At 67.2% G+C, this 24,111-nt stretch carries 21 protein-coding genes, 1 tRNA gene and 1 pseudogene; 16 read left to right on the plus strand and 7 right to left on the minus strand.

Translation table 11 applies throughout. From position 1 onward, the window contains the following. Positions 1-3: 3 nt before the first annotated feature. A complete protein-coding gene (glmU, locus tag NWF22_RS18135; protein ID WP_160903086.1) occupies positions 4-1,485 on the minus strand; it encodes a bifunctional UDP-N-acetylglucosamine diphosphorylase/glucosamine-1-phosphate N-acetyltransferase GlmU in 1,482 nt (493 codons plus the stop codon). A gap of 126 nt (positions 1,486-1,611) precedes the next feature. Between glmU and NWF22_RS18140 the strand changes: the two genes are divergently transcribed. From NWF22_RS18140 to NWF22_RS18160, 5 genes are all read left to right on the plus strand, one after another. Beyond that, a complete protein-coding gene (locus tag NWF22_RS18140) occupies positions 1,612-2,367 on the plus strand; it encodes an SDR family oxidoreductase (protein WP_160903087.1) in 756 nt (251 codons plus the stop codon). A gap of 112 nt (positions 2,368-2,479) precedes the next feature. Next, positions 2,480-2,551, plus strand: a tRNA-Gln gene (locus NWF22_RS18145). Positions 2,552-2,769: 218 nt separating this feature from the next. Continuing rightward, positions 2,770-4,347, plus strand: coding sequence for a cation:proton antiporter domain-containing protein (locus NWF22_RS18150; protein WP_160903377.1), 1,578 nt, complete (start codon positions 2,770-2,772; stop codon positions 4,345-4,347). Between the two features lie 896 nt (positions 4,348-5,243). Next, the gene (locus NWF22_RS18155) at positions 5,244-7,310 is read left to right on the plus strand and encodes an HNH endonuclease signature motif containing protein (RefSeq protein WP_160903088.1); all 2,067 of its coding nucleotides are present in this window, start codon (positions 5,244-5,246) and stop codon (positions 7,308-7,310) included. A gap of 93 nt (positions 7,311-7,403) precedes the next feature. After that, entirely contained in the window at positions 7,404-7,568 is a 165-nt protein-coding gene (locus NWF22_RS18160; protein ID WP_160903089.1) for a hypothetical protein, read from the plus strand. Between the two features lie 16 nt (positions 7,569-7,584). On the opposite strand, the pseudogene NWF22_RS18165 reads toward NWF22_RS18160, so the two are convergent. Both NWF22_RS18165 and NWF22_RS18170 read right to left on the minus strand, forming a co-directional pair. Continuing rightward, positions 7,585-7,888: pseudogene (locus tag NWF22_RS18165) on the minus strand (ABC transporter permease subunit); the annotation flags it as partial. Between the two features lie 225 nt (positions 7,889-8,113). Then, positions 8,114-8,527, minus strand: a complete 414-nt coding sequence (locus NWF22_RS18170) for a nuclear transport factor 2 family protein (RefSeq protein ID WP_160903090.1) — start codon at positions 8,525-8,527, stop codon at positions 8,114-8,116. A gap of 47 nt (positions 8,528-8,574) precedes the next feature. On the opposite strand from NWF22_RS18170, the gene NWF22_RS18175 reads away from it, so the two are divergent. From NWF22_RS18175 to NWF22_RS18225, 11 genes are all read left to right on the plus strand, one after another. After that, complete coding sequence (locus NWF22_RS18175) at positions 8,575-9,279, plus strand: TetR/AcrR family transcriptional regulator (protein WP_160903091.1); 705 nt, start codon at positions 8,575-8,577, stop codon at positions 9,277-9,279. A 37-nt stretch (positions 9,280-9,316) separates the two neighbouring features. After that, positions 9,317-9,814: a GNAT family N-acetyltransferase gene (locus NWF22_RS18180; RefSeq protein ID WP_160903092.1), complete on the plus strand. Its 498-nt coding sequence runs from the start codon at positions 9,317-9,319 to the stop codon at positions 9,812-9,814. 54 nt (positions 9,815-9,868) lie between these two features. Then, positions 9,869-13,465: a transcription-repair coupling factor gene (gene mfd / locus NWF22_RS18185; RefSeq protein ID WP_160903093.1), complete on the plus strand. Its 3,597-nt coding sequence runs from the start codon at positions 9,869-9,871 to the stop codon at positions 13,463-13,465. Between the two features lie 94 nt (positions 13,466-13,559). After that, positions 13,560-14,516 carry a nucleoside triphosphate pyrophosphohydrolase gene (locus NWF22_RS18190; RefSeq protein ID WP_160903094.1) on the plus strand — a complete coding sequence of 319 codons (957 nt, stop codon included), beginning with the start codon at positions 13,560-13,562 and terminating at the stop codon, positions 14,514-14,516. A 99-nt stretch (positions 14,517-14,615) separates the two neighbouring features. After that, positions 14,616-15,368 (plus strand): lytic transglycosylase domain-containing protein, encoded by a 753-nt coding sequence (locus NWF22_RS18195; protein ID WP_160903095.1) that lies wholly within the window; start codon positions 14,616-14,618, stop codon positions 15,366-15,368. Positions 15,369-15,511: 143 nt separating this feature from the next. Further along, positions 15,512-16,795 (plus strand): phosphopyruvate hydratase, encoded by a 1,284-nt coding sequence (eno, locus tag NWF22_RS18200; protein WP_160903096.1) that lies wholly within the window; start codon positions 15,512-15,514, stop codon positions 16,793-16,795. Positions 16,796-16,808: 13 nt separating this feature from the next. After that, positions 16,809-17,504, plus strand: coding sequence for an FtsB family cell division protein (locus tag NWF22_RS18205; protein ID WP_160903097.1), 696 nt, complete (start codon positions 16,809-16,811; stop codon positions 17,502-17,504). Then, complete coding sequence (locus tag NWF22_RS18210) at positions 17,501-18,034, plus strand: DUF501 domain-containing protein (protein ID WP_160903098.1); 534 nt, start codon at positions 17,501-17,503, stop codon at positions 18,032-18,034. Before NWF22_RS18205 ends, NWF22_RS18210 begins: the two co-directional genes overlap by 4 nt. Further along, positions 18,031-18,978 carry a Ppx/GppA phosphatase family protein gene (locus NWF22_RS18215; RefSeq protein WP_160903099.1) on the plus strand — a complete coding sequence of 316 codons (948 nt, stop codon included), beginning with the start codon at positions 18,031-18,033 and terminating at the stop codon, positions 18,976-18,978. Before NWF22_RS18210 ends, NWF22_RS18215 begins: the two co-directional genes overlap by 4 nt. Before the next feature lie 34 nt (positions 18,979-19,012). Then, positions 19,013-19,405, plus strand: a complete 393-nt coding sequence (locus NWF22_RS18220; RefSeq protein WP_233751276.1) for an MbcA/ParS/Xre antitoxin family protein — start codon at positions 19,013-19,015, stop codon at positions 19,403-19,405. Further along, positions 19,406-19,963, plus strand: coding sequence for an RES domain-containing protein (locus NWF22_RS18225; protein ID WP_160903100.1), 558 nt, complete (start codon positions 19,406-19,408; stop codon positions 19,961-19,963). Between the two features lie 9 nt (positions 19,964-19,972). On the opposite strand, the gene NWF22_RS18230 is transcribed toward NWF22_RS18225, so the two are convergent. The 4 genes from NWF22_RS18230 to NWF22_RS18245 form a co-directional block, all read right to left on the minus strand. Beyond that, a complete protein-coding gene (locus NWF22_RS18230) occupies positions 19,973-20,482 on the minus strand; it encodes a DUF4395 domain-containing protein (RefSeq protein WP_160903101.1) in 510 nt (169 codons plus the stop codon). Between the two features lie 67 nt (positions 20,483-20,549). Then, complete coding sequence (recQ, locus tag NWF22_RS18235; protein WP_373691935.1) at positions 20,550-22,388, minus strand: DNA helicase RecQ; 1,839 nt, start codon at positions 22,386-22,388, stop codon at positions 20,550-20,552. Positions 22,389-22,436: 48 nt separating this feature from the next. Then, complete coding sequence (locus NWF22_RS18240; RefSeq protein ID WP_202398882.1) at positions 22,437-22,880, minus strand: hypothetical protein; 444 nt, start codon at positions 22,878-22,880, stop codon at positions 22,437-22,439. A 37-nt stretch (positions 22,881-22,917) separates the two neighbouring features. Continuing rightward, positions 22,918-24,111 carry a fatty acid desaturase family protein gene (locus tag NWF22_RS18245; RefSeq protein WP_233751277.1) on the minus strand — a complete coding sequence of 398 codons (1,194 nt, stop codon included), beginning with the start codon at positions 24,109-24,111 and terminating at the stop codon, positions 22,918-22,920.

Genomic DNA, 24,111 nt, shown 5'->3' on the forward strand with positions numbered 1-24,111 from the left:
CGGTCAGGCGCCGGTGTGGCGGTCTGCCGGGCGGTCGGTCTGTTGGGCATCGAGCGCCGCACGGGCCGACTCGGTGTCCGGGCGCTTGCGCACCACCCAATTCTCGATATTCCGTTGTTGTCCTGCCGACACCGCCAGCGCGCCGGGCGGGACATCGTCCCGCAAAACCGTACCTGCTCCCGTGTAGGCGCCGTCCCCGACCTGTACGGGCGCGACAAACATGTTGTCAGACCCGGTGCGGCAGTGGGACCCGATCACCGTACGGTGTTTCGCCACGCCGTCATAATTCACGAACACGCTCGACGCGCCGATGTTGGTGTGTTCGCCGATCGTCGCGTCCCCGACGTAGGTGAGGTGCGGAATCTTGGACCCCGCGCCGATGTCCGCTTTCTTCGTTTCCACGAACGTGCCGATCTTGCCGCCGACGCCGAGGCGGGTGCCCGGTCGCAGGTAGGCGAACGGTCCCACGTGTGCTCCCGCGCCGATCTCCGACTCGCTGCCGTGGGTCCGGATCACCGAGGCGCCGGGCCCGACGGTGACGTCACTCAGAGTCGTGTCGGGACCGATGACCGCGTCGTCGTGGACGGTCGTCGCGCCGTGCAACTGGGTGCCGGGCTCCACCCGGACATCGGTGCCCAGGACCACACCGACGTCTATCCAGGTGCTGGTCGGATCGGCGACGGTCACACCCGCGAGTTGATGTCGGCGGATGATGCGCCGGTTGAGTTCCGCGCCGAGGTCGGCGAGTTGCACTCGGTCGTTGCAGCCGGCGACCAGTGTCGGGTCGTCGACGGTCAGGGCGTGAATCGACTGATCTGCGTCGCGCGCGATCTCGATCACGTCGGTGAGATAGTACTCGCCCTGCACGTTGTCGGTGGAGAGCTGTCCCAGCGCTGAACGGAGGAAGACCGCGTCGAACGCATATACCCCGGCGTTGACCTCGGTGATCGCGCGCTGCCGGTCGGTGGCGTCCTTGTGTTCGACGATGGCCTGCACCATCGAGTCGTTGGTGCGGATGATCCGGCCGTATCCAGTGGGGTCGGGAGCGCGGAAGCTGGTCAGAGTCACGGCAGCGCCGCCGTGGGAGGTGTGGGCCGTGACCAGCGCGTCGAGGGTGGCGCTATCGAGAAGTGGCAGGTCGGCGGCCATCACCACGACAGTCCCTGCGAAATCTTCTGGCAGCGCGGACAGGCCCGCGCGCGCGGCATGGCCGGTGCCGTGCGGCTGATCCTGGATGGCGATCGCGATCTCGCGGTCGAGGCCGTCGGCGATGTCGGCGATCGCGGCGCTCACTCGTTCGCGTTCGTGACCGACGACGGCGATCAAATCCGATGGGTCGATTCCTGCGGCGGCATGCAGCGCGTGCCCGACGAGTGGTCGCCCGGCCAGGCTGTGCAGGATTTTCGGTGTCTTCGACTTCATCCGCGTGCCGGCGCCGGCGGCGAGAACGATGACAGCGGTCGAGGGCGTGGACGTCTCCGTCATGTGGCCCGATAGTACGCAGTTGCCGCACCGTGGAGCCCCTGACCCGCCACGTGGTACCGAGCGATTGTTCGGGCCTGATAGAAACAGTGAGGCGACAGACCGCCCCAGACCAACGGAGGTACACCCATGACCACTCAAAAAGTCGCGATCGTCACCGGAGCCGCCCGCGGCATCGGCGCGGGCGTCGCCAAGCGCCTCGCGTCCGATGGACTCGCCGTCGCGGTCCTCGACCTGAACGAGGATTCGTGCGCCGATGTCGTCAAGGCGATCACCGACGCCGGCGGCAAGGCCATCGCGGTCGGCGCCGACGTGTCCAGCGAGGAGTCGGTGGCCGCGGCGGTCGCCAAGGTGACCGAGGAGCTCGGCCCGCCGACGGTGCTGATCAACAACGCCGGCATCATCCGCGACAACATGCTGTTCAAGATGACCGTCGACGACTGGGACGCGGTCATGGGGGTGCACCTGCGCGGCGCGTTCAACATGAGCAAGGCCTGCCAGAAGCACATGGTCGATGCCGGCTGGGGCCGTATCGTCAACCTGTCGAGTACTTCGGCTCTGGGCAACCGCGGGCAGGCCAACTACTCGGCCGCCAAGGCCGGCATGCAGGGCTTCACCAAGACCCTGGCGATCGAGCTGGGCAAGTTCGGCGTCACCGCCAACGCCATCGCCCCCGGCTTCATCGCCACCGAGATGACCGCCGCGACCGCCGACCGCATGAAGGTGTCGTTCGAGGACTTCAAGGCCGCCGCCGCCAAGGAGATCCCGGTGAACCGCGTCGGCACCCCGGAGGACATCGCACACCTGGCCTCGTTCTACGTCAGCGAGGGCGCCGGCTTCATCTCCGGCCAGGTCGTCTACGCCGCGGGCGGGCCGAAGGACTGATCGCGTTCCGGCCGCACCTGCGGGTTCCGGCTTGCGGTGGAGACTGCGACCAGACCCTGCAGGTGCGGCCAGAAGCGTGGGCGGTGCCTGTGGCACAATCGTCTGCGCGCAATCCCCCATGGTGTAATCGGCAACACTTCTGATTTTGGTTCAGGCATTCCAGGTTCGAGTCCTGGTGGGGGAGCACTGAATCTCGTCGCGCCAATCGGCTTCCCGGTGGGAACGGTCCACAGCGGAATCCGGCATTTGTCGGAATACTGAGAGACCTCACACCGCACATCTGTGGTCGTCGGCCCTCCGATGACCGCGCACACCCTGGACTCAGGGTGAGAAGTAGGGAGCATCGTGACCGAGGTCATCGCCGTCTATCTCGTCGTCACCTTCGGTCTGGGTGGCCTCGCCATGGCGTTGCGCCTGCCTCCGTTGGTCGGGTTCCTGGCGGCCGGGTTCGTCCTCAACGCGATGGACGTCGAAGAGTTGCCCCAGCTGGAGGTACTCGCCGATCTGGGCGTCACGCTGCTGCTGTTCGCGATCGGACTCAAACTCAACGTCCGCATCCTGCTGCGCCGCGAGGTGTGGTTGACGACGTCGGTGCACATGATCATCAGCGTGGTCCTCGGTGCCATCGTGCTGTGGCTGGCCGCGGTGGCCGGGATGGCGATGCTGGCCGGCCAGAGCGTGCAGACGATCGCTCTGCTCGCGTTTGCGCTGTCGTTCTCCAGCACGGTGTTCGTGGTGAAGATCCTCGAGGAGCGTGGCGAATCCCACTCGCTCTACGGCCGCATCGCCATCGGCATCCTGGTGATGCAGGACATCGTCGCGGTGGTCTTCCTGACGGTCAGCGGCGGGCATCCGCCGAGTCCGTGGGCGTTGACGCTGGTGGCCTTGTGGCCGCTGACCCGCGTGCTGCGGCAGATCTGGGGCCGGCTCGGCCACGGCGAGATGCAGTCGTTGTTCGGCATCGTCATGGCGCTGGTTCCCGGCTACGCCTGGTTCACCGCCGTCGGCCTCAAAGGTGACCTCGGCGCGCTGATCGTCGGTGTCCTGCTGGCGTCTCATCCCGCGTCGTCGGAACTGGCACGCTCGCTGTTCCATCTCAAGGAGCTGTTGCTCGTCGCGTTCTTCGTGTCGATCGGCCTGACCGGTCTGCCCGACCTGCCCACCATCGCTGTCGCGGTCCTGATGGTGTTGCTGTTGCCGTTGAAGGCGGCGTGGTACGTCGCGCTGCTGTCATTTCTCAAGTTGCGCTACCGCACGGCGATCCTCGCCGGGCTGGGCCTGATGAACTACTCCGAATTCGGGCTGATCGTGGTGTCGGTCGGGGTCACCTCCGGTCTGCTGGCCGAGGCGTGGCTGGTGGAGATGTCCATCGCGGTGGCTCTGAGCTTCGTCGTCTCGGCATTGGTCAACGGCCGCGGGCACCTGATGGTGGAGAAGATCGCCGCGCGGCTACCAGCTCAGGACGAACAGACGCTGCATCCCGAGGAGCGTCCCGGGGACGCCGGCGACGCCGAGGTCGTGGTGATCGGTATGGGCCGCGTCGGTTTCGCCGCCTATCAGCGGCTCACCGACCACTACGGGCTCCGCGTGGTGGGTGTCGATTACGACGGCCCACGCATCGGGCGGCTCAAAGATCAGGGTCTGCGCGTCATCGAGGGTGACGCCACCGACCTGGACTTCTGGAATCAGCTGCGCCGGTCGGGTTCGGTGAGCATCGCCGTGCTGGCCATGCCGCGTCACGGCGCCAATGTGACCGCACTCGAATGCCTGCGCGAGTCCGGATTCAGCGGCAAGGTGGCGTCGGTCGCGCGCTACGACGACGAGGTGCAGTGGGCCAAGGACCACGGCGTGGGGATCGCCTTCAACGTGTACGCCGGTGCCGGTCTGGAGTTGGCCGATCAGGTGGCCGGCGGTGATACCGCGCACGGTGATGAACCGCCCGATCAGCCCCCGACAGAACGAACCGGCGGCAATTCATGACGTGAGAGTCTCGAGGACGCAAGTCGGCCGAGTTCGGAGAATTGCACCGGCTGCTACAGAATCGCATCACCAAGCCGGAGGCCACTTTCCGATGTACCTGGCAGATGGGCGATGTGGTGCTCTTGGGGCAATCGGGTGACCCAGCACTACGGGATCTGACCAAGCTTGCGAGCACGCATCCTCCGACCCATGAGGAGGGCAGCGAGAATCGGGCGAATCGTCACGAAGAGCCCTCCACTGCAACTGTTCTCGGCCAGGAAAGTTGTCGTACCGCGCCGTTGTCCTGAACCCGCAACTCATCGCAATGACTCATCCACACCCCACCCGCAGCGCGCCAAAGTTGTCAGACCCACCCGATACTCTGATAGCAGTTCGATTCCTCACCAACCAATCCCGCGAATCCACCCTCTGGTGGTCGAGTAGTCCGAGGCGCTAGCCGAGGTCGTATCGAGACAACCATCACCCGGGGCAGAGCCGCCGCAAGCATTGTCCCGCAGGCAATGTCACCCCGAACGGAATTGTCACACCCCACCTGCAGCCCACCGAAACTGTCGGACCCGCCCGATAGTCTGACAGCAGTTCGATTCCCCACCAACCAATCCCGCGACGACACCTCCGGTGGTCGAGTAGGCCGAGGCGCCAGCCGAGGACGTATCGAGACCACCACCACCCGAGACAGACAGTCCACGAGCATTGTCCCGCAGGCTATGTCACCCGAACGGAATTGTCACACCCCGCCGATATCCTGAACCCAACAGCTCAACGACCAATCAATCCACACCCCACCTGCAGCCCACCGAAACTGTCGGACCCACCCGATGCTCTGGTAGCAGTTCGATTCCCCACCAACCAAACCCGATCCCGATCTCGCTGTCGTCGCCGGAAAGGAGCGTGTCGTGTTCACCTTCACCGACCGTGCCGCCGACGACGCCCTGCTGGCCACCAGCAGCCTCGACGAGTTGGCCCAATACGGCCGCGACGCCCTCCGGCTGAGCAACCAAGCCCAAGCCATCGCCATGCAGATCGCCCGCCAAATCGGCCAATCCACCTACAACGAGCGCCTCACCGGATACAACGACTACGCCCCGAACCGAATCCGCAACGCCGCCGACAAAGCCGCCATAGGCGAAATCTCGCTGCAACTGGGCATCGCCCGAACCAAAGCCGGCGAATGGGTCCACCTCGACGAACTCCTCGACGAACACCCCAAGATCCGTGACGCCTTCCGCGCCGGCGACCTGAGCCCCCACCGCCTGGGCGTGGCCATCCGCGCCGCCGCCACCGGCCCCACCGGCGACCTGCGAGCACGACTGGCCGAACTCACCGACAACACCGACACCGCCGACACCGACGACGATGACGATGACGAGGAACTCACCCTCGACTTCGACGACGACACTGATGCTGGCACCGACGGTGACGGCACCGATGACACCGGTGATGCCGGTGACGCCGGTGATGCCGGTGATGCCGGTGATGGTGCGGCCGACACCGATCCCACCGACGATGAGCCGTGGGATTTCGACGATGTGGTGCTCGATCTGGCCAGCCGCCCGACCACCGACACCGCGCTGCAGGCCGATCTCGACGCCATCATCATCACCCTCGACCCCGACCGGGCTGTCGAGGCCCACGACGACGTCGCCGACCTGTTCGGCGATGTGAAAATCGGTAGCGAAGCGTTCGGACACATGACCGTCGACGCCTGCATTCCCGCCGAACACGGTGTGCACCTGCGCGAGCGGATCAGCGCGTTGATCGGTCGGCGGGTGTGCCGTCGGGATGGGCGCGGTATCAAAGCCCAACGTGTGGCGGCGTTCGCGGAGATCATCAAGGCTCCCGGGGCGAAGTTGCGCTGCCACTGCGGCGACGACACCTGCCCGGCCACGCAAACCCGCACCAGCAACCCAGCATCGGCCACCACCCCGAGTGTGGGTGGCAGCAGTGTCCGCGACTCGTCGGTCGACACCAGCACGGGCGGCGACGCCACTGCACCCGTCGACACCGCCGACGAACCCGCAGTGGGTGGGCCTGACGCGGCCGAAGAACAGCCGATCACCCTCGCCGACCTCGATGATGACCGTGACATCGCGATCGAGGTTGACGGCGAACAGTCGGGCACCGGAATCGATGCCGATGCCGATGACGAGGCTGAGGACGTCGAGCCCACCGCGGAATCCCGACGAGAGTTCATCACCGCACCTCGCGCCGAGCACGACACCGACGGGGCCGATACGGAGCCGACCGACGCCCCCGACTCAGACGACGCAGACACTGAAGTCACCACGGCCGCAGAGGTCGAACTCACCACCGATAACGAACACGCCGAGGACACAGCAGACGCCGCGGTAGCCGATGACTCTGACAACGACCCCGCCGACACCGACCCGGACTCCGACACCGATTCCGACACCAACAAAGGCCTCGTCGTCCCCGGCCTGACCCTGCTGCACGACCCCACCGGCCTCGACCCCACCCGCCTGATGGGCTACGGCGCCATCGACCCCGCCCACGCCGCACGGATCGCACCCCACGCCACCACCATCACCGCCCCACCGAGTGAAACCCGCACCGCCAGCGGCCTGATCATCTTCGGCAACCGCACACCGGCCCCGCCGATCGACCCCACCGGGCACGGCGGCTTCGCCACCCCACCACCCGGGGCACTGACCTACGCACCCTCAGCAGCCTTACGCGCCGAGATCATCCAACTCGACCGACGCTGCCGCTACCCCTACTGCGGCCGCCCCTCCGAAGAGTGCGAACTCGACCACCTACACAAATTCCTCCACGCCGACCCGCTGGCCGGCGGCTGGACCGTGGCCTTCAACCTCGCACCCCTATGCCGACCCGACCACGACCGCAAACACGACGGCCCGTGGCTCCCCACCATGCACACCGACCGCACCATCACCTGGCGCAACGCCCGCACCGGTCAGTGCATCGTCACTTACCCGCGCTGACCCCTGTGTTGGGTGAGTGTGTTCGGCCGGGGGTAGCGATAGGTGAGACCCTCTCCACAGAGAGCGGGGGTGTCGTTCGGAACTCTGTGCGCCATGTCCGCACTGTCGACCTTCGCCAATCGCGATGAACTCATTGTCGGTGCGTTCGCCCAGGACCTTTCCGAGGTCGCCGAACGTGGCCGCGCGACCCTCGACGAGGAGGTCGCGGCGACCGCTCACCCCTACTCGATCACTCCTTCGTCCCTGAGCCACTCGTAGGCGACATCGGAGGGATCATCCCGGTGAGGATCACCGGCCAGGCAATGGGAAGTTCCACCGACAACAGGATGCGCCAGCGCGGAAGTCCGATCCCGCGTGCGGATTCGATCACCGTCGGCGGTACCGAGCGAAGGCCCACGATGGCATTGCCGATGATCGGCTGTGAACGCCGAGAAGAACGGTGCCCGGTAGACCAGCACCGCAATCTCGACCGCGACCACTGTGCCGACCAGGACGGTCTGGAACGCCAGTGACGCATGCCGATACGTCAGAAACGTCAGATTTGCCGCGTGACCCTGAACGTAGTCCCACAGCTGCACATCGAACCCGCTCGCAGTCACGGCCCCGACGGCTGTCGCCGGCCACGCACCGAGGTGCACAGCCGGACCGTTCTCACACCAACGCGGAAAGGCCATGACCCGAGGGTATTACGAATGGTCGACGCGCAGATATGTGATGTGCGAACGCATGTCGACTTCGGCTGAGCTGTGTTGATACCCGACACTACGATTGTCACGAGAATCGGCCGCTTGGCCGCGAAAAGATCACAGCTGCTTGTCGAAACACTTCTCCAGAGTGCGTTCGGCGATGCGCCAACCCTGCTCGCAACGGCGCCAAGTGTCGCGGTACCAGAGACCGAGCAGAAATGTTGTGTCGTCGGGTGTTTGCATCGGGTTCAGGCACAGCGTGCGACTTCTCGCGGTGTCTCCGTCGACACGGATGTCGTGGTTGCCGAGCAGGTGACAGTAGGTGGAGAACGCCGGGAGGACCTGCGCGAGCCACGCTTTGACCGTGGTGAGGTCACCGGTGATCCCGCCCATCGCGCGGTAGTCGATGGTGGCATCGTGGGTGAAGACGTCGTCGAGGTCGTCGAAGCGCCCCGCATCGACGGCAGTCGAGTAGTCAGTGAGTACCTGCTGGATCTCGAGCCGTGCGGAGATCTCGTCAACGGTCATCATCTCTATTGATTACCCCATGTGCGGTGGTCGTCGTTAGGGTTATGGGTATGGCAGTTGGCCGTCCCACCGACCCCTCCGAAGAGGTGCAGCGTGCGCCCCGGGCCCGGATGACCGGTGCACAGCGTCGGCTGCAGCTGATCGAGGTGGCGCGCGGGCTCTTCGCGGAGCGGGGCTTCGAGGGCACATCCGTCGAGGAGATCGCCCAACGCGCGGGGGTGTCCAAACCCATCGTCTACGAACACTTCGGCGGCAAAGAGGGTCTGTACGCCGTTGTGGTGGATCGAGAGATGGAGACACTGCTGGAGATGGTGACGTCGTCGCTGTCGAAGAACCGGTCGCTCTATCGCATCCAGCAGGTCGCCCTCGCCTTGTTGACGTACATGGAGGAACGCACCGACGGGTTCCGCATCCTGGTGCGCGGCGACCGCACCGACGCCACCGACACGATGACGTACTCGAGCCTGCTCAACGACGCGATCAGCCAGGTCGAACACATCCTCGCCGGCGACTTCGAACGTCGGGGATTCGATCCGGCGTTGGCGCCGCTGTACGCGCAGGCCCTGGTGGGGATGGTGTCGGTGACCGCGCAATGGTGGCTCGACGTGCGCGAACCCTCCAAGGAGGTCGTCGCAGCGCATCTGGTCAACCTGTGCTGGAACGGACTGACCCGACTCGATCCGTCCCCGCAACTCGTCGGCCCCGACTACATCGAGGCCCGCGAGCGGACCACCGCTGACGACGAGCAGGGTTGACCGCCCGCACCGCCGCCCCCGGGGCATCATCGTCGCCATGGTCACCATCCGTCCCGCCGCCGACCCCGACTGCGCGGCCATCGCCGACATCTATCGCCACTATGTCGACAACACGGTCGCCACATTCGACTACGAGGCGCCGACGTCGTCGGACTGGGCAGCCAAGATCTCCCGCATCACCTCGGCGGGGCGGCCCTTCCTCGTCGTGGCGGACCGTGACGACGTCCTGGGGTTCGCCTATCTCGGTCCGTTCCGCGACAAACGAGCCTACGACCGGACTGCCGAGGACACGATCTACCTGCGGCCGGGCGCCGGCGGGCGCGGACTGGGGACGAGGTTGCTCGCCGCCCTCGTCTCCGCCGCCGACCCCGCGAACGTGCGCCAGATCATCGCGGTGATCGCCGCCACCGGGGGAGAGGCCTCGATCGCCGTGCACCTGACGAACGGCTTCGTCGAGGTGGGTCGCACACCCGCGGTCGGATACAAATTCGACCAGTGGATCGATTGCGTCTACCTCCAGCGGTCGGTGGGCTGATCCCGGCCACAGGCGGGTCCGGTGGGGCCAGACGCCGTCGTTAGAATCGCAGGAGTGTCGACTACCCCCGCCCTGCACGGGCTCGCCGCAATGACATGTGCCGACAAGGCGATCGCGGACCTGCTCGGGCGTCGTGGCCAGGATCGCCTCGACATCACCGCGCCGGACGCGGCCCGGCCGTTCGTGGTTGCCTGCCTCGCGTCCGCGACCCCCGGTGAATCCGCACCCGCGCCGCTGCTCGTGGTGTCGGCCAACGGTCGCGAAGCCGACGATCTGACCGCCGAACTGGCCGAACTGCTCGACGACCCGTCCGCCGTCGCGCAGTTCCCGTCCTGGGAGACGTTGCCGCATGAGCGGCTCTCGCCCAGCGCCGACACCGTCGGACAGCGACTGGCCGTGCTGCACCGACTCGCCGAGCCCGATGACGCCGCGCCGCTGCGCGTGGTGGTCACCACGGTGCGTTCGCTGGTCCAGCCGATGGCGCCGGGCCTGGGATCGGTCCGCACCATCCTGCTGCGCGAGGGCCTGGAACTGGACTTCGAGCAGTTGCTCACCGATCTGGTGGAGATGGCCTACGAACGCGTCGACATGGTGGGGCGCCGCGGCGAGTTCGCCGTGCGCGGCGGCATCCTGGACGTGTTCCCCACCACCGCCGACTACCCGGTCCGCGTCGAGTTCTGGGGCGACGAGATCACCGAGATGCGGGCGTTCTCGGTCGCCGATCAACGCAGTCAGCCCGAGATCGACGCATCGACGGTGCGCATCCACCCGGGACGCGAGCTGATCCTGTCCACCGAGGTGCGCGCCCGGGCCGCCGACCTCGCCGTCGAGCACGCCGGGGAGAAGGTACTCGCCGACATGCTCGCCAAGCTCGCCGAGGGCATCCCCGTGGAGGGGATGGAGGCCCTCATCCCGATGCTGGTGGACGGGCAGATGCAGATGCTGACCGAGGTCATGCCCGACGGTACCGGGGTGTTGCTGCTGGACCCGGAGAAGATCCGCACCCGCGCCGCAGATCTCGCGCAGACCGGTGCGGAGTTCCTGGAGGCGTCCTGGACGGCGGCGGCGCTGGGCGCCGACGCCCCGCTCGACGGCCGGGATGCCGGCAGCGCTGGGATCGACTTGCAGGCCAGCGCATATCGGTCCATGGGCGACGTCGAGAAGACCACGGTCGCGGCCGGTCGCTCGTGGTGGACGATGAGTCCGCTGGCCACCGGCAGCGACGACGAAGTCGCGCTCGATCTGGCCGCAGGGCCGGCTCCGCGCGGCAACGACGACGAGATCGCCGCCACATTCGCGAGTCTGCGTGCGCACGTGACCACCGGCGGGTCCGCCGCCATCGTCGTGGCGGGCAAGGGCACGGCGCAGCGCGTCGGCGAGCGGCTGGCCGAGGCCGAGGTGCCCGCCGTGATCGTCGAGCCCGGGGCCCGGCCCGAACCCGGCCAGGTGTCGGTGTTTCACGGCACGTTGCGTGCCGGATTGGTCTGTCCAGCTGCAGGACTCGTCATCGTCACCGAGAGCGATCTGACCGGCAACCGGGTCGCCGGCGTACGGGACGGCCGCCGGCTGCCGGCCAAACGTCGCAACCAGGTCGACCCGCTGGCGCTGAGCGCCGGCGACCTCGTGGTGCACGATCAGCACGGCATCGGCAAGTTCGTCGAGATGATCGAGCGGACCGTCTCGGGTGCTCGCCGGGAGTATCTCGTGCTGGAGTACGCGGCGAGCAAGCGTGGTCAGCCCGGTGATCGGCTGTTCGTTCCGATGGATGCGCTGGACCAACTCTCGCGCTACGTCGGCGGCGAACAGCCGTCGCTGTCCAAACTCGGCGGCTCGGATTGGCAGAACACGAAACGCAAGGCGCGCAAGGCCGTTCGGGAGATCGCCGGCGAGCTCGTGCAACTCTACGCCGCGCGCCACGCGGCCCCCGGGCATGCCTTCAGCCCGGATTCACCCTGGCAGCGGGAGATGGAAGACGCCTTCGACTTCACCGAGACCGTCGATCAACTGACGGTCATCGCCGAGGTGAAGGCCGACATGGAACGACCCGTCCCGATGGACCGCGTCATCGTCGGCGACGTGGGGTACGGCAAGACCGAGATCGCCGTCCGGGCGGCGTTCAAAGCGGTGCAGGACGGCAAGCAGGTCGCCGTACTGGTTCCGACAACTATTCTCGCGCAACAACATCTGCAGACCTTCACCGAGCGCATGGCCGGGTTTCCGGTGCGCGTGCGCGGGTTGTCGCGCTTCACCGACGTCAAGGAGTCCAAGGAGATCGTCGACGCGATGGCGGCGGGTGACGTCGACGTCGTCATCGGTACCCACCGGCTGCTGCAGACCGGGGTGACCTGGAAAGACCTCGGGCTGGTCATCGTCGACGAAGAACAGCGCTTCGGTGTGGAGCACAAGGAGCACATCAAATCGCTGCGGACACATGTCGACGTGCTGACGATGTCGGCGACGCCGATCCCGCGCACTCTGGAGATGTCGATGGCCGGTATCCGCGAGATGTCGACAATCCTGACCCCGCCAGAGGAGCGGCATCCGGTGCTCACCTACGTCGGCGGCTACTCGGCGAAACAGGTCGCGGCGGCCATCCGGCGTGAACTGCTCCGCGACGGCCAGGTGTTCTATGTGCACAACCGTGTCTCGACCATCGACAAGACCGCCCGCGACATCGCGGCGATGGTGCCGGAGGCGCGGGTCGTGGTGGCGCACGGGCAGATGAACGAGGATCAGCTGGAGCGGACCGTCGCCGGGTTCTGGAATCGCGAGTACGACGTCCTGGTCTGCACCACGATCATCGAGACCGGACTCGACATCTCCAACGCCAACACCCTGATCGTCGACCGCGCCGAGAATCTCGGGCTCTCGCAGCTGCATCAGCTCCGAGGCCGGGTCGGGCGCAGCCGCGAACGCGGCTACGCGTACCTGCTCTACAGTCCGGATCGTCCGCTCACCGAGACCGCCTACGACCGGCTCGCCACCATTGCGCAGAACAACGAACTGGGTGCCGGCATGGCTGTGGCGCTCAAGGACCTGGAGCTCCGCGGCGCCGGAAACGTCTTGGGCGGTGAGCAATCCGGACACGTCGCCGGGGTCGGTTTCGACCTGTATGTGCGGCTGGTCGGAGAGGCGGTCGAGGCCTATCGCGCCGCCGCCGACGGCAAACCCGTCGAAACCAGCGAACCGACCGAGGTGCGCATCGACCTGCCGGTCGACGCCCACATCCCCGTCGAATACGTCGACTCCGACCGTCTGCGGCTCGAGGCGTACCGCAAACTCGCCGGGGCCACCGACGACGCGGCCGTGGACGGTGTGCTCGCCGAACTCGCCGACCGCTACGGCGAGCCACCTGAGGAGACCCGTCGGTTGGCCGCCATCGCACGTTTCCGGCTGCGGTGCCGCGAGCGTGGCGTCGCCGAGGTGGGCCTGGCCGGCACGGGCGTGAAGATCTCGCCGATGACCCTCCTCGACAGCGAGCAGGTCCGGCTCAAGCGCCTGTACCCGTCGGCGGGCTATCGCGCCACGACGTCGGTCATCACCCTGCCGATCCCACGCACCGGGGGTGTCGGATCGGCCCGAGTGCGCGACGAAGAGCTGATCGACTACCTGACGACGTTCCTACTGGCCCTGCGCGCCGACCCCGCCTGACCGCCAACGCGCTCGGGGCGGCGGGTCATGACCTCCGATCCGCGGAGTCTGGGATACGTTCGAGCCACCTGCGTTCGAAGGGAATGGATCGTCGATGACCGTCATCCTGCTCGATCCGCTACGGCCGGACACGATCCCGACGCGTGCGGTGCCACTGCTGTCCGGGCCGCTGGCCGTCACGGAGGACATTCATCCGACGACCCTGTGGGGCCTCGGCATCACCGGGGCATCCTGGGCCGAACACGACGACCCCGGGGCCACTCTGCTCAGCAGTGACCGCGCACACCGCTTCGTGCTCGCCCGGATGGCGCGGGGCGAGGATGTCATCGGCGCGGCGCCGGTCCCCGGCGACGCCTTGCTCGAGTCGGTGGCCCTGATGGACACACTGCGTCGTAACGGGCCGTGGGAGAGTACACAGACGCACGCATCGCTGCGCCGGTACCTGCTCGAGGAATGCTACGAACTGCTCGATGCGATCGACGACGGCGACCATGACCTGCTCCGCGAAGAACTCGGCGATCTGCTGCTGCAGGTGCTGTTCCACGCTCGCATCGCCGCCGATCACCCCGACCACCCGTTCGACATCGATGACGTGGCACGCAGTTTCACCGCGAAGGTGCGTGGTCGCACGCCCGGCATCTTGTCCGGTGCACATGCCGATCTCGACACCCAGATCAGGGAGTGGGAGGAACGCAAGGCCGCCGAGAAGGCCCGCGGTTCGGTGCTCGACGGGGTCGCGACGACGGCGCCGGCGCTGGCTCTGGCGCAGAAGGTGCTGGAGCGGCTCGACGCCGCCGGTTTCCCGATGGACCGTGTCGATCCGGACCTGACCCGGGTGTCGGTGCAGCCCGGGGGTGACAGTGCCGAGGAGATCGCTCGACAACGCGTCCGGCGACTGATGTCGCAGATCCGCTGTGCGGAGCAACGGGCGCAGGCCGAGGGGCTGACGCTCGCCGACCGCGACAGCTGGCTGTCGGTGTTTCACGAGGCGGGCGAGACCGGTGCCCAGTCGACAGTGACCAGTGCCCAGGTCGACGGTGACCACGCCTGAATGGAACCAAAAGTGCTGTCGCAAAGTTGTCATGGAGAATGGGGCCAATCCGCCCTGCGACGAAACGACCGGGTGGCGATGTGACTGGAGGGACCGAGGATGGCACGGCGCCGAGCCGGTAGGCGACTGGTGGTCGCGCCGTTGACGTTGGTGGTGACCGCCCTGGCGGCATCGGCATGTCTGGACCTGCCGTCGCTCAATCGGCCCGACATCCCCGACGGCATCCCACCCGGCGCGGGTGTGCCGACCCCGTATATCGACATCAACGCCCCTGGCCGGACCGCCGACCTGCTGGGCGAGTGGGCTGCCCCCATCGCGGAGTCGACCCGGATCCCGGCGATCGCGTTGGAGGCCTACGGCAACGCCGCGGAGATCCAGCGTCAGCAGCACCCCGAGTGCGGGTTGGCCTGGACGACGTTGGCCGGGGTCGCCGCGGTGGAGAGCAAGCACGGCACCCATCGCGGCACCGACATCGCCGCCAATGGGGACACGTCACCGCCGATCCGCGGCGTCGCGCTCGACGGCACCCGCGGCAACATGCAGATCCACGACACCGACGGCGGCACGATGGACGGCGACTCCGTCCACGATCGCGCGATGGGGCCGTTCCAGTTCATCCCGGAGACGTGGAGTCGCTATGGCGTCGACGCCAACGGTGACGGGCGGGCCGACCCGGACAACATCGACGACGCCGCATTGTCGGCCGCACGCTACCTCTGCGTGTCCTCCGGCGGAGACATGACCACCCCCGAGGGCTGGGAGAAGGCTGTCAAGGTCTACAACAACTCGACACCGTACGTCCTGGATGTGCGTGATCGCGCCAACGCGTATTCGATCAACGTCCGCTACTGACCCGGACCCGGCACCACTACCGAAGAGTAGGCAAACGACTCCGGCCCTTGCCGCGTGGGCGCTGCGTCCAGCGATTAGGCTTTGACCCGTACCTGGCGGCGCCGACGTGGCGTCGTTCCGTCGAGGACAAAGGGGCTAGAACTGTGGCAATGATCGAGCAGGTCGGTGCACGCGAGATCCTGGATTCGCGGGGCAATCCGACCGTCGAGGTCGAAGTTGTTCTGGATGATGGCACCTTCACCCGCGCCGCGGTTCCCTCCGGCGCGTCGACCGGCGAACACGAGGCGGTCGAGCTGCGTGACGGCGGCGACCGGTATGTCGGTAAGGGTGTCACGAAAGCGGTCGAGGGTGTGCTGGGCGAACTCGCACCGGCGGTCATCGGTCTGGAGGCCGAAGAGCAGCGGCTCGTCGACCAGGCGTTGCTCGACTGCGACGGCACGCCGGACAAGGGTCGCATCGGCGCCAACGCCATCCTCGGTGTGTCGCTGGCAGTCGCCAAGGGCGCCGCGGAATCGGCCGGACTGCCGCTGTTCCGCTACATCGGCGGCCCGAATGCGCACATTCTGCCCGTGCCGTGCATGAACATCATCAACGGTGGTGAGCACGCCGACAACGGCATCGACTTCCAGGAGTTCATGATCTCTCCGATCGGCGCCCCCACCTTCAAGGAGGCGCTGCGGTGTGGCGCCGAGGTGTATCACGCGCTGAAGTCGGTGCTCGCCAAGCAGGGACTGGCGACCGCGCTGGGCGACGAGGGCGGTTTCGCCCCGGATCTGCCGAACACCGACGCCGCGATCAGTGTGATCGGTGAGGCGGTCGAGAAGGCCGGGTATTCGTTCGGCAAGGACGTCGTGATCGCACTGGATGCCGCGGCGACCGAGTTCTATCGCGACGGTGTCTACAAGCTCGAGGGACGTGACTACTCGACCGACGAGATGGTGCCGTTCTACGAGAAGCTCGTCAACGACTTCCCGATCGTGTCGATCGAGGACGGGTTGGCCGAGGACGACTGGACCGGTTGGGCGAAGCTCACCGAAGCCGTCGGCGACAAGGTCCAGCTCGTCGGCGACGACCTGTTCGTCACCAACCCGGAGCGTTTGGAACGCGGCATCTCCGAGGACGTCGCCAACGCCCTGCTGGTGAAGGTCAACCAGATCGGTTCGCTCACCGAGACCCTCGACGCCGTCGCGTTGTCGCACAACAACGGCTACAAGACGATGATGAGCCACCGGTCCGGTGAGACCGAGGACACCACGATCGCCGACCTCGCCGTGGCCTGCGCGTGCGGACAGATCAAGACCGGCGCACCCGCCCGCAGCGAGCGCGTCGCCAAGTACAACCAGCTGCTGCGTATCGAGGAAGGCCTCGGCGATGCGGCACGCTACGCGGGTGACCTCGCCTTCCCACGATTCTCGTTTGGTTCGTGATTAGCTGGACCCCATGACATCAGGCGGACGCCGAGGGCGTGGTGAGCGGCGACCCCAGGCGTCCGGGCGCCGGGGCCGGCGTGCCACGACCACACGCGGTCCCGCCCGTCCCAGCGCTGCCTCAGCGCGGTCAGGGTCGGCTCGTGCGCAGCCGCTCGCGGTCACCGAGACGGGTGAACAAGAGCTGCATGGGGAGCAAGAGCCGCAGGAGGAATTCGATTCGGCGCCGGTCGAGGACGCCGATGAATCGCCACCACCACGATCGCCGCGTGCGTCGGGCCGGTCACGACCGGCCCGACGCCGCGTCGATCGGGCCGCGTTGCTGGCCCGGTGGGAGGGGCTCGACGCAAAGCGTGCCATCGTGCTCGCGCTCGTGGTGAGTGTCGTCGCGTTGACGCTGGCGATGCCGGTGCGTACGTACTTCTCGCAGCGGGCGGAGTTCGAGCAGCTGCGTGCGAGCAACGACCAGCTCCGGTCCGAGGTCAGCGACTATCAGCAGAAGGTCAACGAACAGAGTGATCCGGCCTATATCGAGGCGGAGGCGCGAGAGCGCCTGCAGTTCGTCCGGCCGGGGGAGAAGGCGCTGGTGATGATGTTCCCCGGCGACGACGCGCGGATCGCGGCCCAGAAGCAGGCCGAGGAACGTGCGCGGAGTCCGTGGTACGGCAACCTGTGGGAGTCGGTGGCGACCCCGCCGACCATCAAGTGAGTGTGTCGGAGGCCGATCTCGCCACCATCGCGGTTCAGCTCGGTCGTGAACCGCGTGGCGTGATCGAGGTGAGCTACTACACGCCCGACGGCCAGCCGGCGGTGATCAAGACATCGCCCCGCCTGCCCGACGGCACCCCCTTCCCGACGCTGTACTACCTCACTGACCCACGGCTGACCGCCGAGGCGAGTCGACAGGAGTCCGCGGGGGTGATGAAGGCGATGACGGCGCGTCTGGTCACCGACTCCGCATTGGCCGCGGCCTACCGCCGGGCGCACGAGTCGTATCTGACCGAACGTGACGAGCTCGATTCGCTGGGGACCGACTTCTCCGGCGGCGGAATGCCCGACCGGGTCAAATGTCTGCACGTGTTGATGGCTCACTCGTTGGCGAAGGGCCCGGGGGTCAACCCGCTCGGCGACGAGGCCGTCGCGCTGGCCGCCGAAGGCGAACTGCGTGGCACCGCCATCCCGGCGGACTGGCCACGCGCCACCGCGGAGCCGGACGGCGGCGACGAGGAGGGGCGATGACAGTCGTCGGGGCCGTGGACTGCGGCACCAACTCGATTCGCCTGCTGGTGGCGCGAACCGACGACACCGGTCGTCTGGTGGATCTGCATCGGGAGATGCGTGTCGTCCGGCTCGGGCAGGGTGTCGACGCCACCGGCCGTTTTGCCGCCGAGGCCATCGAGCGGACGCGCGTCGCGCTGGCCGACTACGCGGCGACGATGGCGTCGCTGACCACCGAACGCGTCCGCATGGTGGCCACGTCGGCGACCCGGGACGCGGCCAATCGGGACGAATTCTTCGGGATGACCGCGGAGTTGCTCGGTTCGGTGGTCGCGGGTGCCCGCGCGGAGGTGATCACCGGTGACGAGGAGGCCCGCCTGTCGTTTGCCGGTGCGGTGGGCGAACTGGACTCTGCCCGTGGCCCGTTCGTGGTGACCGATCTCGGCGGGGGGTCCACCGAGGTCGTCGTCGGCGATGCGGCAGGTGTGCATGCCGCGCATTCCGCCGACATCGGGTGCGTTCGGCTCACCGAGCGCTGCCTGCCGTCGGATCCACCCACCGAATCGGAGATCGCGGCCGCGCGTGACCTCGCGCGCGGGCGCCTGGCCCCGGCCTTCGACGCGGTGGCCGTCGACGGCGTGCACACCTGGGTCGGTGTCGCCGGCACCATGACGACCCTGGCCGCGGTGGGTGCCGGGCTGGCCGAGTACGACCCCGAGGCGATTCACCTGTCCCGGATCTCCTTCGCCGATCTCGCCGACGTGTGTGAGCGGCTGGTACACATGCCGCGGGCGCAGCGCGCCGCGCTGGGTCCGATGCACCCGGGACGGGTCGACGTGATCGGCGGTGGCGCACTGGTGACCATGGAATTGGCGAGGGTGATTGCCGACCGGTCCGACGTCGACGAGCTGGTGGTGAGTGAACACGACATCCTCGACGGGATCGCGATGGGACTGCTGACATGATTCGCCCAACATTTTTGTTGGGTAGGATGGTGGCATGACCTCTGCACGTGTGCGCGACATGCCCGGCTCGCGACGTCCCCGCGGTACCGATCCCGCCGATCCGCTGGCGCCTGCGCGGGTCAGCTACCTCGCCGATAGTTTCGGCAAGGCTCGTCTCGCCGAGCTCATCGGTGTCAGCCGATCACAGCCGACCCGATGGATCTCCGGTGAGGAGTACCCGGGCCCGATCGCGGGACCACTGCTGATCGACCTCGAGCACATCTTCGCCCGTGCCCGGCTGATCTGGGGCGAACGAGCAGCGCAGACGTGGCTGATCAGTCAGAATGTGCACCTCGGTGGTGCTCGCCCGATCGATGCCCTGCGCTTGTCCGGCGCAGCGGCGGTGCTCACCGCGCTCGACGCCGAGGCATGGGGAGGGGCGGCCTGATTGCTGGTCTACCGGGTCTTTCCCTACCTCGACTCGGCGGCACCCGGACGGCCCGGTCACCCGCTGTATGAGCACCGGCCGCAGATCGGCGGCCGCATCGACCACCCCGACCGGCACGTCTGGTACCTGTCCCGCCACGCGGAGGCAGCCTGCGGCGAGACCTTCGGCAATCTCCGGGCCTGGGTGGACGACATGTTCGAGTTCCCGCAGGTGCCGGGAGCCCGTCGTGCGCTCGGCACGTTCCGGCTGCCCGACGACCTGCGCATCCTGGACCTCGACGATCCCACCCAGCTGGTGCGTCTCGGCCTGCGACCGTCGCAGGTCGTCGTCCGGAATCTCACCGTCACCCAGCGGTGGGGCGAGCACATCCACGCCGAGACCGATGCGCGCGGTGAGCGGGCGTGGGACGCGGTGTCGTGGTGGTCGTTTCACCGGCCGCAGTGGAGTGTGCTGGCGTCGTGGATGCGGCCGGAGGTGGTGGCCGTCGACAACCTCGACCTCGACCATCCGGCGATCGTCGACGCCGCCGAAGCGCTGCTCCGGCCGGTGGAGCGCTGAGCAGCCGGCTCAGTCGGCCGCCACCGCGGGCATCCGGAGTGAGAGGTTGTTGCAGGCTTCGCACACCTCTTCCGGAATGATGCCGCGGCGCTGCAGGAAGCCGAAGGCGACGCAGCCGAGGCACAGCCCGAAGGCGAACTCCAGCGTGGCCGCGACGACGAGGCCGGCGGTGACGATCTGTGCCGCGAGACCGAGGCCGAGCAACGACAGCACCAGTGCGCTGCCGCTGAAGACGAGTCCGATGGTCTGGGCGAACCGCTTGGGCGGGCCGGGGACGAGCTTGGTCTTGCGCCAGATCTTCGGGGCGATGACCCGCACCGACAGTTGCCCGAACGGCGAGAACCGGGGACCGGCCATCACGCGGAGGAGGAATCCGAGTGCCAGCAGCGCATACAGCACCGGGTGGTCGACGACGATCGCGACGACCGCGAGCGCGATCACCAGACCGGCGGTCGAGCGAGCCGCGTAGTCATTGACCGGATTGGGGAACGTCAGCGCCGATGGCAACGTTGGGGACACGCAATACCTCCTGAACAACAGCTGTGCCGAAGGTAGACAACGTCGCGACCCCGGGCAATGATTCCGCTCACGCCGGTTCGGATTCCGAATCGAACCCGGAAATGGCGGCGAGCACGTCCTCACCGTACTGTTCGAGTTTCGCGTCGCCGATACCGGATACCGACCGCAACTGCGATTCCGTGGCGGGTCGCATGGTGGCGAGTTCACGCAGAGTGGCGTCGTTGAACACCACATACGGTGGCACACCACGTCGCGATGCCTCGGACTTGCGCCAGACGCGCAGGTGCTCGAAGAGCCCGCGGTCGGCGTCGGCCAGGTCGGGTGCCGAGCGCGAACTCCGGGTGCTGCGGGTGGCCGACCGCGCCGGATCGGTGCGCAACATCACGGTGGTCTCGCCACGCAGGACCGGCCCGCTCTTGTCGGTCAGGGTGAGCACCCCATAGTCGCCCTGGGGCGCGATGATCCCGGATGCCACCAGCTGCCGGATCACGCTGCGCCACCCGGCGGCGTCGAGATCGGTGCCGATGCCGTAGGTGGTCAGCCGGCTGTGTCCGCGATCGCGGATGCGGGCGGTGTCGGCGCCCCGCAGGATGTCGATGAGGTGGCCCGCACCATAGGGCGGATCACCGAGATCGCGGTGCAGTCGCACCATTGTCGAGAGCAGCTTCTGCGCCGGTACGGTGCCATCCCAGGTGTTCGGCGGGCTCAGGCAGGTGTCGCAGTTTCCGCACGGCTGCGCGTCCTGCCCGAAATACCGCAGCAGCTGAGCGCGCCGACAGTCCACGGTCTCGCACAGTGCGAGCATGGCGTCGAGATGCTGCTGCTGCACCCGCCGATGGTTCGCGTCGCCGTCGGACTGGTCGATCAGCCGCCGCTGCTGCATCACATCGGCCAGTCCGTAGGTCATCCACGCCACCGACGGCAGGCCGTCTCGGCCGGCCCGACCGGTCTCCTGGTAGTAGCCCTCGACGCTCTTGGGCAGGTCGATGTGGGCGACGAATCGCACGTCGGGCTTGTCGATACCCATGCCGAAGGCGATGGTGGCCACCACCACCACGCCGTCGGCGCGCAGGAAACGCTCGAGGGTGTCGTGCCGGACGGTGCGGTCGAGGCCGGCGTGATACGGCATCGCGTCCACCCCGTTGGCCACCAGGAAGTCCGCAGTCTTCTCCACCGACGCGCGGCTGAGCGCATAGACGATACCGGTGGCGGGTTGCCCGTCGACGACACCGTCGGTGCGGATGAAGTCGAGCAGCTGTTTGCGCGGCTCGGACTTGGTGACGATGCGGTAGGTGATGTTGGGCCGGTCGAAGTCCGCGACGAAGTGGCGAGCCCCGCCGAGGTGGAGACGTTCGGTGATCTCCGCGTGGGTGCGGCGGGTGGCGGTCGCGGTCAATGCGATGCGCGGGACATCCGGCCACAGTTCGGCGAGTTCGCCGAGCGCGAGATAGTCCGGCCGGAAGTCGTGTCCCCACTGCGACACGCAGTGCGCCTCGTCGATCGCGAACAGGGAGATCTCGCCGCGCTGCAGCAGTGCGCGGCAGCCGGCGGTGTTGAGTCGTTCCGGCGCGACGTAGAGCAGGTCGAGCTCGCCGTCGCGAAAAGCCGCTTCCACCTCAGCGCGCTGGTCGGGGTTCTGTGTGGAGTTCAGATACGCGGCGCGCACCCCGAGCTCGCGCAGGGCAGCCACCTGATCGGACATCAACGCGATCAGCGGAGAGACGACGACCCCGCAGCCGTCCCGCACGAGCGCGGGCACCTGATAGCACAGGCTTTTGCCGCCCCCGGTGGGCATCAGGACAACCGCGTCACCGCCGGCGACCACATGCTCGACGATCTGTTCCTGATCCCCGCGAAACGACTCGTAGCCGAATGTCGACGCCAGTACCTGCCACATGTCCGCCACAGGGCACAACGATACTGGCGGGAACCGACCGACCCGAGTGGGCAGTCCTCAGGGGGCCTCGCCGGGGATCTCGCCGAGGTCGACCGGCTCTTCCGGAACGGCCTCGGCGCTACCGAGTTCGGCTTCGTTGATCTCGCCGAGATCGACCGGGTCACCGGGTAGATCGTCGTCGGCGACCTCACCCGACTCGGCGTCGACTGCGGTTTCGGCCGTGCTGGGGGCAACGCCTTCCGGGTCGCCGACGTCGGGGTCGGTGGCCTCGAGTTGGGCCTGTTCGAGCTCGACCGCCTCGAGAACGGTGGGTTCGTCGTCGTCGCGTGCCCGCCGCGCGGCGTCGCGCATCTCGAAGCCATCGGTGACGAGGTCGCCGATCTCGCGCGCGACGTCGGCGACAGCGCCGGTGATGATGGTGGCGATCCGGCCGACGTGCGTGGCCGTCGATTCCACGAGTTCCTGGACGAGATCCTTGTTGCGTTCGATGCTGTCGACCATGCCTCGTATTCTGCCACCCGCACCGGCCGCCGGTGTCTCACGCAACTGCCGACGGAGCGCGTTCGACGGTCACCACCAGGTCATTGTCATCGCGGGTCATGAAGTTCGGTAGCGAGAGTTTGGCAATCTTTCTCCATGTCGAGGCCAATTGGTGGCGCAGCGACCCCGTGTTGTACGGCAGCCCGTAACGTTCGCAGATCTGTTGCACCTCGCCGGCGATCTCCGGGTACCGGGCGGCCGGGAGGTCGGGGAACAGGTGATGCTCGATCTGATGCGACAGGTTCCCGCTCATGATGTGGAACAGCGGGCTGCCGGTGATGTTCGCCGAACCCAGCATCTGGCGCAGATACCACTGGCCGCGGGTCTCGTCGGTGCATTCTTCGGGGGTGAATGTCTGGGCGCCGCTGGGGAAGTGGCCACAGAAGATGATCGAGAAGGTCCACAGGTTGCGGACGAGGTTGGCCGACGCGTTGCCCAGCAGGGTGCTGACGAACAGCGGCCCGGTAAGTGCGGGGAACACCACATAGTCCTTGAGGACCTGGCGGCCGGCCTTCCGCCACATGCCTGTCACGAGCCCCTTGACGTCATACCATTTGCGTTTGCCGGCGAGGATGTTCTCGACCTCGAGGTCGTGGAGCATCACGCCCCACTCGAACAACACCATGAGCGCGGTCGCGTAGCCCAGGTTGCCGAGGTAGTAGGGGTTCCACTTCTGGTCCCGGTCCATGCGGAGGATGCCGTAACCGATGTCGCGGTCCTCGCCGACGATGTTGGTGAAGGTGTGGTGCATGTAGTTGTGGCTGTGGCGCCACTGATCGGCCGGGCACACGGTGTCCCACTCGAATTCGCGTGAGTTGTAGGTGTCCTCCCGCATCCAGTCGTACTGGCCGTGCATCACGTTGTGGCCGATCTCCATGTTGTCCAGGATCTTCGACACCGACAGCGCGCCGACCGCGGCGATCCAGGCGGGCGGGAAGAAGCCGAGGTACATCAGTGCGCGGCCGGTGATCTCGAAACCGCGCTGGGCTCGGATGATGGAGTACAGGTACTCGCGGTCCTTCTCGCCGAGGTCGGCGACGACGCGGGCCTTGAGCTCGTCGAGCTCGCGGCCGAGCGCTTCCACCTGCTCGTAGCTGAGCACGATGTGTTTCGGGTCGCGGCCGTCGGTGGCGTCGGCCGGGGCGATCGGCACGAGCTCGGCGCCGGTGGTGGGCTGGTCGATGGTGGTCAT

Source organism: Gordonia mangrovi (genome assembly GCF_024734075.1).
Classification (GTDB): Bacteria; Actinomycetota; Actinomycetes; order Mycobacteriales; family Mycobacteriaceae; genus Gordonia; species Gordonia mangrovi.

Excerpts from the sequence above, each read along its gene's own strand:
- NWF22_RS18180 (WP_160903092.1), top strand. The coding sequence starts at position 9,317 with ATGGTCACCATCCGTCCCGCCGCCGACCCCGACTGCGCGGCCATCGCC.
- NWF22_RS18245 (WP_233751277.1), bottom strand. The coding sequence starts at position 24,111 with ATGACCACCATCGACCAGCCCACCACCGGCGCCGAGCTCGTGCCGATC.
- glmU (WP_160903086.1), bottom strand. The coding sequence starts at position 1,485 with ATGACGGAGACGTCCACGCCCTCGACCGCTGTCATCGTTCTCGCCGCC.
- NWF22_RS18140 (WP_160903087.1), top strand. The coding sequence starts at position 1,612 with ATGACCACTCAAAAAGTCGCGATCGTCACCGGAGCCGCCCGCGGCATC.
- NWF22_RS18190 (WP_160903094.1), top strand. The coding sequence starts at position 13,560 with ATGACCGTCATCCTGCTCGATCCGCTACGGCCGGACACGATCCCGACG.
- NWF22_RS18215 (WP_160903099.1), top strand. The coding sequence starts at position 18,031 with ATGACAGTCGTCGGGGCCGTGGACTGCGGCACCAACTCGATTCGCCTG.
- NWF22_RS18240 (WP_202398882.1), bottom strand. The coding sequence starts at position 22,880 with ATGGTCGACAGCATCGAACGCAACAAGGATCTCGTCCAGGAACTCGTG.
- NWF22_RS18220 (WP_233751276.1), top strand. The coding sequence starts at position 19,013 with ATGACCTCTGCACGTGTGCGCGACATGCCCGGCTCGCGACGTCCCCGC.
- NWF22_RS18150 (WP_160903377.1), top strand. The coding sequence starts at position 2,770 with ATGGCGTTGCGCCTGCCTCCGTTGGTCGGGTTCCTGGCGGCCGGGTTC.
- NWF22_RS18160 (WP_160903089.1), top strand. The coding sequence starts at position 7,404 with ATGTCCGCACTGTCGACCTTCGCCAATCGCGATGAACTCATTGTCGGT.
- NWF22_RS18205 (WP_160903097.1), top strand. The coding sequence starts at position 16,809 with ATGACATCAGGCGGACGCCGAGGGCGTGGTGAGCGGCGACCCCAGGCG.
- NWF22_RS18175 (WP_160903091.1), top strand. The coding sequence starts at position 8,575 with ATGGCAGTTGGCCGTCCCACCGACCCCTCCGAAGAGGTGCAGCGTGCG.
- NWF22_RS18170 (WP_160903090.1), bottom strand. The coding sequence starts at position 8,527 with ATGATGACCGTTGACGAGATCTCCGCACGGCTCGAGATCCAGCAGGTA.
- NWF22_RS18195 (WP_160903095.1), top strand. The coding sequence starts at position 14,616 with ATGGCACGGCGCCGAGCCGGTAGGCGACTGGTGGTCGCGCCGTTGACG.